Origin of the sequence: Streptomyces sp. WM6378 (genome assembly GCF_001279695.1) — a bacterium.
Lineage (GTDB): Bacteria > Actinomycetota > Actinomycetes > Streptomycetales > Streptomycetaceae > Streptomyces.
On record NZ_LGDD01000054.1, the window covers coordinates 1 to 9,773 of the forward strand.

At 69.4% G+C, this 9,773-nt stretch carries 9 protein-coding genes; 3 read left to right on the forward strand and 6 right to left on the reverse strand.

The genetic code is table 11. The features are described from left to right. Positions 1-302 precede the first annotated feature (302 nt). From ADK54_RS07850 to ADK54_RS45745, 6 genes are all read right to left on the reverse strand, one after another. Entirely contained in the window at positions 303-1,697 is a 1,395-nt protein-coding gene (locus tag ADK54_RS07850) for an alpha/beta hydrolase family esterase (protein ID WP_234391957.1), read from the reverse strand. A 463-nt stretch (positions 1,698-2,160) separates the two neighbouring features. Further along, positions 2,161-2,586 carry a hypothetical protein gene (locus ADK54_RS07855; RefSeq protein ID WP_053724813.1) on the reverse strand — a complete coding sequence of 142 codons (426 nt, stop codon included), beginning with the start codon at positions 2,584-2,586 and terminating at the stop codon, positions 2,161-2,163. A gap of 369 nt (positions 2,587-2,955) precedes the next feature. After that, entirely contained in the window at positions 2,956-3,567 is a 612-nt protein-coding gene (locus ADK54_RS07860; RefSeq protein WP_053724814.1) for a hypothetical protein, read from the reverse strand. A 182-nt stretch (positions 3,568-3,749) separates the two neighbouring features. Continuing rightward, positions 3,750-4,532, reverse strand: a complete 783-nt coding sequence (locus ADK54_RS07865) for an ABC transporter permease (protein ID WP_234391958.1) — start codon at positions 4,530-4,532, stop codon at positions 3,750-3,752. Between the two features lie 53 nt (positions 4,533-4,585). Beyond that, positions 4,586-5,233, reverse strand: coding sequence for an ATP-binding cassette domain-containing protein (locus tag ADK54_RS07870; RefSeq protein ID WP_053724815.1), 648 nt, complete (start codon positions 5,231-5,233; stop codon positions 4,586-4,588). A gap of 21 nt (positions 5,234-5,254) precedes the next feature. Beyond that, the gene (locus tag ADK54_RS45745; protein ID WP_159047661.1) at positions 5,255-6,910 is read right to left on the reverse strand and encodes a hypothetical protein; all 1,656 of its coding nucleotides are present in this window, start codon (positions 6,908-6,910) and stop codon (positions 5,255-5,257) included. 474 nt (positions 6,911-7,384) lie between these two features. Between ADK54_RS45745 and ADK54_RS07895 the strand changes: the two genes are divergently transcribed. The 3 genes from ADK54_RS07895 to ADK54_RS07905 form a co-directional block, all read left to right on the forward strand. Beyond that, on the forward strand, positions 7,385-7,603 hold the full coding sequence (locus ADK54_RS07895) for a hypothetical protein (RefSeq protein ID WP_159047662.1): 219 nt from the start codon (positions 7,385-7,387) through the stop codon (positions 7,601-7,603). Positions 7,604-8,069: 466 nt separating this feature from the next. Then, complete coding sequence (locus ADK54_RS07900) at positions 8,070-9,242, forward strand: glycosyltransferase family 87 protein (protein WP_234391959.1); 1,173 nt, start codon at positions 8,070-8,072, stop codon at positions 9,240-9,242. A 213-nt stretch (positions 9,243-9,455) separates the two neighbouring features. Continuing rightward, positions 9,456-9,773: LLM class flavin-dependent oxidoreductase (locus ADK54_RS07905; protein ID WP_159047663.1), on the forward strand; the 318-nt coding region annotated here is incomplete at its 3' end.

Below are 9,773 nucleotides of genomic sequence, written 5' to 3' on the forward strand. Positions count from 1 at the left end.
GTACCGATTTCCCGCCTTCGGAAGGCGAGTTGTCCGGTCAGGTACTGCAGGGTGCGGCTGGACAGGCCGATCGAGGACGGGCAGACAAGCACGCGAGGCGCCTGGCAGCACGGTGGATCTTGGTCATGACACCGTGCTGCCAGGAGCTTCGTCGTTACGCAGGACCGTCCAACTCGTGGCCCAGACCGCCAGATCGAAAAGAGCTCACGGTCTCGGTAAGGAGTCCGCGGAGCCGTGATGTTCGTCCCCACGCCAGGCACCGCGGCTTGTGCGGCCCGCTCGATGTCTCCGCGGCGCGGCGGTCAGGACGGGCAGCCGGCGTCAGCGATCACGTAGTAGCCGGACGAGGTCTCTTCGAGGGTGTGGGTGGTGTAGAGGTTGTACAGGCCCATGTTCTGATTGGAGCCGTTGGCGTAGACGTTGCCGAGACTCTGGTGGGCGCGGCCCGCCGCGACCTGGTTGTAGTTGTTGTCCGTGAAGCACTGCGACCGGTGCCCGGTGGTGGTGGCCGAGACCGCCGACGGCTGGGCGCCGGCCTTGCCGGCGGCGTCCACGGCGGCGACGGTGTAGGCGTACGTCGTGCCGGTGTTGAGCCCTTTGTCGGTGTACGACGTGCCACTGACCGATGCGACCTTGCCACCGTCGCGATACACGTTGTACAACGCTGCTCCGCTCACAGAGGACCAGGAGAGCGACGCGGTGGTGTCGGTCGTGCCAGTGACCGCGAGGTCGGCGGGTGCCGGGAGGCCGCCGGTGCCGGAGGCATCGAGGCCCCAGAACTTCGCGGTCCAGTAGGACGAGCAGATGTAGTTGAGGTAGTACGTGCCGGTGCTGCCGCACTGGTCGGTACCGGATCCAGGGCTGACCGCCAGGCCGTGCGCCATGCCGGATACGGTGAAGGTCTCCACCGCGGGCTTGTCGCCCGCGTCGTTGTACACGGCCTGCGTGGTGCCCCCGGGCAGGTTCATGGTCGAGGACGGGGCCTGGCCGATGCCCCAGATGTTGGTCCACTGGTCGCGTTCCTCGGTGGCGTTGGCCGGATTGACCGTGCTGTCGGCGGTGCCCTGCCAGATCGCGACGCGCGGCCAGGGTCCGCCCCAGTTGCCGGAGGCGCTGCGGACCGCGTCGCCCCATTTCTGAGGTGTCTTGTCCACCGCGCCGTACTCGCACGTCAGACCGCTGGAGAGGTCGGTCGCGCAACCTGCCGGTATGCCGGAGTCGATCGCTCCGCCCGCGAACACGTCGGGATAGTCGGCGAGCACGACCGAGGTCATCGCACCGCCGCCCGACAGCCCGGTGATGTACACATGGCTGGGGTCACTGCCGTAGCGGGACTTGGCGTAATCCACCATCTGCTTGACGGACAGTGCCTCGCCCTGGCCGCGGGTGTAGTCGGAGGACTGGTACCAGTTGAAACAGGAGTTGGCGTTGTTGGAGCTGGTGGTCTGCGGGAAGACGAGTGCGAAGCCGTACATGTCGGCGTACTTGGGCCAGCCGGAGTGGCTGTAGTAGTCGTCGGCGCTCTGGGTGCAGCCGTGCAGGGCGACGACCAGCGGCGCGCCGGACGGCAGGTTGTCGGGGATGTACTGGAACATCTGCAGGTTGCCGGGATTGGAGCCGAAACTCGTGACCTGCTGCAGGCTCGCGGCCTGCGCCGGGGCCGGGGAGAACCCGAGGACCACGGCGATCAGGGACATGACCAGCACCATTGCGGAGGTGTGCCGTGGCCGGGGGAGGTGAGCCGAGCGGCGCGGTACGGGTGAGGAGGAAGCGGGGTTCATCGTGCCACCTGGATGATCGCGACGAGTGGGGAGGGGAAAGTGCGGCCGTGCCCTGCTTCGAATGCCGGTGTGCGACTTCGGGGTTACGCAGACATTACGTCCAGGATTCGAGGGCCACCATGGTTACGCACCCCACCTCGCAGCAGCACGGGCTGTGGGCCCACACCGTTGCGGCATGGGCGCGGGCGGCCGCGGCGGCAGCGCCACCGCGAGCCCACCGCGCCCGGCCGGATCTCCTCTACCGTGGCGAGGCCCGGGACGGATGGCCGACAACCCCGCCGGTGACGGAACGTTCGTCCCGGGTCCCCGTTGTCCAACCGCCTCAGCCCCATGGGGGCACAGGCTGAAGGGCCCCGCCGCCTACCGAGAGACGCGGACATCACGGTTCGGGGGCGCGTGCCGCTCTGCGGGACATCGCCAGCACAATGATGGCAAGGAGCAGCAGGGTGCCCTCGACACCGAGGCTGGCCACGCCCAGGGGCTCCGTCCAGTTGCCCTTGTCGTCGCCGTAGTTGGGGAGTCCTGGCCCTCGGGAGAGCACGTAGCCGAGGAGGGGACCGGCCGCGACCGCCGTCGCCAGCAGCCAGTCGGCCGGATACAGCCGAGTCCGCCATCCCGCCAGCAGAAGTGCGGCCCCCAGGGCACCGGCGCCTTCGAGAATGTAGTAACCGATGGCAACGTAGTGGGGCGTCTTGTCGCCTGGGAAGCCGCCTTGGTCCTTGATGTGTATCCAGGCGACAGCCAGGCACAGCACCGCGGCTGCGGCCCTGGCCACGCCATCCTGCGTGGTGCGGTGAAGGCTCATGCATCGTCCCTCGAATGGCAACCCGGGCACAGGGCCGACCGGTTCCGCGCCCGCCGGACCAATCCGGTATAGCTACACCACCACGGGCCGGCAACCGCACAACGCGTCAACCTTGCGGCCCTGCACGGCCCTGACCGCCACACGACATCCACCGGACGCCGCCGCCTCATCCCGGGATTTCCGTTCGACCATCTTGCCGGGGCCCGCGAGCGGGTCGCGCACCACGGAACTCACTTCAGATCCGCACCCCAACGGAGGTTCACGGCGCACACGCGGAAGGCTCCGGGCCGGGCGACCTGACATCCTGTCAAGCGCTCTTGGCCCGAGCCGTCAGGGCATGCCTGCCGTCGAAGACGTAAGGACAACTCCTCACGGGCGAAGGGCGAACGTCGTAAGGGCTGTTGCCGATGCCAGGACCGCGCCGACGATGACTTGTGCGGGGGAGTGTTCGCGCAGAGTGATGCGGGACCAGCCGGTGAGCACCACCAGCGGGCCGCACAGTGTCCACCACGGTCCCAGGGCCAAGGCCAGGACTGTCGCCGTTCCGGCGCAAGCGGCGGCGTGCACGCTCACCTTCCATACCGTGGTGACGGCGAAGACCGCGACCGCTGTGACTACTGCGGCCAGCACCGCGGTTGCCATTTCACGTGGGCCGTCGAGCGTGAGCAGCAGTAGCAGCCCGGCGGTGGCTGATGCCATGGCGACCGGCAGGACGAGGAGGCGCTGTCGCCGCCGCGGTACGGACAGATCGCTCCAGGCGCCGCGCCGCAGGCCCCGGCGCACAACGATCTGCGGGCCGGCCGCGCAGAACAGAGCTGTCGCCGCGCCCCAGCCTGCTCCGACAGCCCCGTGCCCGAACCATCCCATGCCCAGGAGTCCCGCTGTGAAGACGGGGGTGGGAGCGAGCAATGCGGAGACTCCGGTGGCGGCGCGCGTGCGGGCGTCGGGTGCCGAGTCCGCCGGGGGCGCGTGGGTGGTCACCGCACTCGTTGCCGGCTGGCGGGTGGCAGCTCGGCGATGGTGCTGGATGGCTGGTGGCGATGGCGGTACCCGTCGAGTGCCCGCTGGAGGTACCGGGCGCGGGTGCAGCAGTCGGCGGCCGGAGCGCGGTGCTGGCGCGCGGGAACCCGAGGGGGCGGGTGCGCCAGTAACATCGCTGTCCCTCATGGTGTTGGCGGCCCCTTCATGAGGGCGCCCGGCGCGCAGAGCGTCGGTCCAGCGAGCCCGGTGGCGCGGCCGTTGCCACGGGAGCAGTGCCGGTTGCGGACCGCGAACGACGCCATGCCGATGGCCGCCATGGTGAGCGCCCAGCACAGTCCCAGGGCGAGGTAGGACCAGGGCAGCACGTTGAGGCGTGCAGCGGTGGCGGCGGACTGCATCGCACCGTAGGTCGGCAGAAAACGCAACGCAGGATTGCCGGCCGCCGGATTGGCGATCGGGTTCTGCAACCCCACGTCGAGGAAGCTGACCATGATGATCAGGAACATTCCGGCGAGTTCACTGCGCAGTACGGCGGCGAGCATGACGCCGACGCCACCGTAGATCAGCGAACCGACGAACAGTGCGGCAGCAAGCAGCCCCAGCCGTTCGGGCTGCCAGAAGACCCGGATCCAGACGGTGGCATAGAGAGCGACGGCAGCTGCGGTGAGGAGCAGCGTCGCGTACTTGGCCAGTACCAGGCAGAGCTGCGGATAGCCGGCCCTCAGCAGGCGGCGGTCGAAGTCCGCGGACTGGGATGTGGCGAGGAACATCATGAAGCCGATGATCAGAGCGAGGGAATGCATCGCTCCGGTGAGCTGGATGAAAATGTTGCCGTCGACGGTGATCGTTCGGTCGGCCGCGCGCAGGAAGAACGGCACGGGTGTCCTGGCGCTCACGGTGTAGGCGAGTGTGAGCCACAAAGGAATGAAGAACACCACCAATACCAGTGCCAGGCGGTTGCGCACCTGCTCAAGGACAGCGAAGCGCACCGCTGTGCCGAAACACAGCCAGGTCCGGCTCACTCGCCACCGGTCCCAGCGCCGACGGCCGCGCGCTGCGCCTGCTTCAACACCCCGCCGTGCAACCGGTACACAGCATCCAGGCGTTCGGTGTCGTAGGCCAGGTGAGAGACCACCAGGACCGAACGGCCGCGGTCCCTCAACGAACCGGCCACTTCCCAGAAGCGCAGATACATCTCCCAGTCGAAGCCCTGGTAGGGCTCGTCCAGGAGCAGCACCTGCGGATCGTGCATCAGGGCGAGCGTCAGATTCAGCTTCTGCCGGGTTCCGCCGCTTAGCGTTCCCAGACGGGCATGGCGGTAGTCGGCGAAGTTCAACATTTCCAGCAGTTCCAGCGCCCGGTCGAGGCTGTCCAGGCCGTAGGCGACCTGGAAGAAGCGCAGGTGCTGGTCGACGGTGAAGGCTTCATGCAGAACCGTCTTCTGTGGGCAATAGCCCACATGTCCCCAGCGTTCCACCGTCCCGCTGTCCATGGCCAGATCCCCCATCAGGATCCGCAGCAGGGTGCTCTTCCCCGCCCCGTTCTCCCCGACGATCCCCACCAGACGACCGGCCGACAGATCCAGACTCGCTCCGCACAGCACAGCGCGCCGCCGATAACGCTTGCGTACATCACGCACCCGCAGAAGGAGATCATCCACCGGCATCGTTCAACCCCCCTGAAGAAATCACACCGGCTGTAACGAACGAATACGCCGAACGTGGCGGTGGAGTACCGGCACCCACCTCGAACCTGCACCCCGGCCTGGCGGGACCCGCCCGCCTTGCGTCCAGCACCTCACCCCCAACCTCGCTGTCGTCGCCGTCGACCTGTCAATCTCCTGCTGGAGCGCGAGCATCCGGGTGTGCGCGTCGTCGGCCTCGGTGGCGAGGGCGCGGGCTCGGGTGCAGGCCGTTTCGGCGGCGCCGGGTTCGTCGTCGGGGAGAGCCGCGGCGAGGGTGACCAGGGCGGTGGCCTCGCCGAGTACGTCGCTTGCGCGGGCCGCGAGTTCGGGCGCGACGCGCAGGTGCCGGACGGCCTCGGCGGTGCGGCCCTCCTCGGCGAGCACCCAGCCGAGCAGGGTCAGGACGCGGGCCTCCGCATAGGGGTCGGCGCAGGCGCGGGCATCGGCGAGGGCGGCCTCCAGGGTGGGCGCCCAGTCGGCGAGGACCCGCCAGACCACGAGCGGCCACTGGGTCACGGCGATCCGCCAGGCCCGCTCGGGCCGGTCCTCGACGCGGGCCGCAGCGGCGATCAGGGCGAGGTCGTCGCGCTCGGCGGCGAACCAGCCGAGCGCCTCCTCGCGGCTGGTGAAGTCCCGTACGGTGGGCGGCTGTTGAAAGTCATCGGGCTGTACGAAGGCGGGCTCCCCGCCGGGTTCTGCGGCCTCGGACGCGGACAGCGCGGTCGCCACGCAGTGGTCGTACAGGCGCAGCCGGGCCGCGGTGCGGGCGGCCGGGTCGTGGCTCTGGCCACGCGCGTGGAGCCGGACCAGATCGTGCAGGACGTAGCGGCCGGGGGCGGTCTCGGTGAGCAGGTGCGCGGTGACCAGGCGGTCGAGGGCGCGGGCCGCATCCGGCAGGGCGTGCCGGCGAGCGCGGCGGCGCTGAACCGGTCGACGTGCGTGCCCGGGTGATGGCCGAGCGCGGTGAACAGCTGCGCGGCGTCGGCGGGGAGGTGGGCGGCGGTGAGCCGCAGCGCGGAGGCGACGCCGGTGTCCTCGGCGGCGAGCAACGCGAGCCGCTGGCGCTCGTCGGCGAGCCGGTCGGCGAGGGAGGCGAGGCCGAGGGCGGGGAGTTCCACGAGCCGAGCGGCGGCGACCCGCAGTGCGAGCGGGCGGCCCGCCGCACAACTCGGCTGTGCGGCGGGCCGCTTGGGGCTCGGCGGCGGTGCGGTGCTCGCCGAGGACGCGGGTGAGCAGGGCCACGCTGTCGTCGGTGGCGAGGACGTCGAGGGCGAGGACGCGGGCGGCGTCGGAGGCGACGAGACCGGTGAGGCGGGCACGGCTGGTGACGACGGTGACACAGCCGGGTCCCGTGGGCAGCAGCGGGCGCACCTGGGCGGAGGTACGGGCGTTGTCGAGGACGACGAGCAGGCGCAGTTCGGCGGTGAGCGAGCGGAGGACACCGGCGGCGTCCGCCGACTTGGGCATCCGGCAGGGTGGAACGTCGAGAGCGACGAGGAACTCCCGCAGCAGCTCGGCCGGTTCGGGGTCCGAGGTGTCGCTGAACCCACGCAGATCGGCGTAGAGCGACCCGTCGGGGAAGTCGGCACCCCGGCCGTCCGCGCCAACTCGGCCACGGTCACCCCACCCGGCGCCCGCGCGGCGGCCTCCAAGATCCACACGACCCGGTCCACCGTACGGCGCCGCCGCCGTCGGCCGTGCTCGCTCATCCCGCCCCACCTCGCCCTTGTTGTGCGCCGTCGGCCAATGGCGCCGACACGGCCCGTCGATCCTTTCCCTCACCATTCCGACGAGCAAGCCGACCCCTCCCCCGCCCACAGACGTCACGAGGCCGGCAAAGAGACAAGATCGTGAGACACGTTGCCGTGGCCACGCGTCGTCGCTGAGGCTCCGGCCGCCGTCCCGGCGCGGGGCCTGAGTCTGGCGGACCCGGCCAACGCCGTCGCACAGGATGCAAGTGACGTCCGGACTGTTGTCGCTGTTCACCGTCAAGGTGAACACCAACTAGAGGTCGTTCGCCTCGTTGGAGCGGAACCCGGCTGGCCCGGTTGCCGTCACGTTGGGAGCGGTCCGGCTGCCGGACCATCAGGGGCCGGCCCAGGGCACCGTAGACGACCGGTGCGGCGAGTCGCGGTGGCGATCGCGACGGCGGGCAGGCCGTGCAACAAGAACGCCGTCTGCTTCGTTGATCGGGCACTGGACCTGTGCGACGTGGTTGTTGGTGAGCTGGTCTTTTCGGTCGGCCATGTACTGGCCTGCCTGGATGAACTCGTCGAGCCCGTTCGCCGGGCCCTGTCGTACGGCAAGTACGGCCATGACCGCGCCCTTGATCCTCAGGGCCGCCGCCGTTGACGAGTTTGGTCGCTACGCACCCCTTCGTACGCGCCGTTCGAGGCCAGGCCGGTGGGACCTCTTGGCGCACCTCTTCTGCAGCGGCCTTCAAGCCACTGGGGCCATCGCGTCCAACTCGCCGAGATCGAGGCGGTGTTGCGCGACTCCCGAGCGGCGGAGAACCCGGTGGCACCCCCGGCGAAGAGTTACTCAGGGGCGACATGAGGTGGATGGAGCGGATGAACATGGCGCCACTATACATAGTGCGTATACATCCTGTGTATAGTCTCCCGCACCCATGAACCGCTCCTGCCCGACACAGCCGAGATGGCCCCTGCCACTGGCTCGGGTGCTCACGAACGGCTGGCCACTCATGCTGATGCGCATATCCCGACAGGCAACCGACATCGCCCATTCCATCCCAGGACTCCGCGCGAAGTACCGGCGATGGGATTGGCCCGCACTGGCGACAAGTGCCATAGCGGCTTTGGTCGTTGGCCTGGCATCACCCGTCCACACCTCACAGCAGACGTGGGGTCTCATCGCCACGGTGGGCTATGCGTGCGCGAGCCTGGCGGCGGCCAGGTCGCCCGTGCGCTGGCCACACCTCGCCGGTTTCATCGCCGTCATCGGGACGGTGGCCGTGCCGCTGGTGTGGCTGACGGTCGCCGGCCTTGAGCAGATGGAGGTGGGAGTCGTCGAGCGAGGAGCCGACCTTCTGACCTCCTCCGGCACTCCCTATCTCCACCACCCCGTTGAGGTGCCGGACTTCAATCCGTACCTGCCGGGAATGACACTCTTCGGGCTGCCGCGTGTGCTGTTCGGGGACAGCATGCTCACCAGTGCCCGGCTGTGGTGTCTCGTCGGTTATCTGGCCACGGCCATCGGTGCCATGCGCGTGACGATGCAAGGGGTGTGTCGCTACGAACGTGGCTCCACCACGGCTACAGGAGTGCTGTGGCTCACGGCATGCCCACTGGTCGCTCTTCCCCTTGCCTTCGGTGGCGTGGATCCGCCGGTGGTCGGGCTCCTGTTGCTCGCTCTGGCGTGTGCGCATCGCGGGCGCCCCGGCCTCTCCGGTGTGGCGCTGGGTGTGGCGGCGTCGTTGAAGTGGACCGCGTGGCCGGCCATTCCCGTAGTTGCCTCCCTGCTGATGGCTTCCGGCGGCCGACGCCCGGCGGCGAAGTGTGTCGTCGTCTCGACGGGAGTCGGCGCGCTCGCCGTGCTGCCCCCGCTCCTGGTCGACCCCGCCGGGTTCTACCAGAACGTCGTCCTCTACCCGTTCGGGCTGAGCGCCACGACGTCATCGGCCGAGAGCCCGCTGTTGGGGCATCTGCTCGTCGCCACACTGCCGCACGGCAAGAGCGTCGCCGTGGCACTCATCGCCGTGAGCGCCGTGGCCGTCGCAGCCTCGCTCCTCATCCGTCCGCCGCGAACCGCGGCTGCCGCGGCCCACCGGCTCGGCTGGGGCCTGTCCCTGGCCATAGCCCTGTCCCCCGCCACCCGCGTCGGCTACGCCATCTACCCCGTCGTCCTCTTCGTCTGGCCGTCGCTCTGCCGTCTGACCCGCTCCACGAGGGGCAAGGACAGTACGGATACGGCGCAGTGGCGCGAAGGCCCGCCCGCTCGATCGCATCCGGGGCGGGCAGTTGCGCCCTGACCGGATGTGCGTGTTCGTCCGGTGCGGCCGGCCAGGTGGAACGGCAGCACCACCTGGCCGCGCTCGGCCGCGAGTGCTCGGCGGGCTCGACACGAACGCGCCAGTTCATGGCAGCGAACATGGACGGGTTCGGCGTGATCCGGACTTCCTGTGCACATGGGCCCTGGCAGATGCTGACGGGGAAGGCGGGGCACGTGATCAAGGAGTGTACGTATGGATTTCGGCGTTGTTCTGCAGACCGACCCGCCCGCCTCGGCCGTCGTGGATCTGATGCGGCGCGCGGAGAACAACGGGTTCCGCTACGGCTGGACCTTCGACTCGGCGGTGCTCTGGCAGGAGCCCTTCGTGATCTACAGCCGCATCCTGGACCACACCGAGCAGCTACTCGTTGGCCCGATGGTGACGGCTCCGGGGACAAGGTCGCTCGAAACGACCGCCTCCACCTTCGCCACCCTGAACGACATGTACGGCAACCGGACGGTCTGCGGCATCGGGCGCGGCGATTCGGCGATGCGGGTGGCGGGCCGCAAG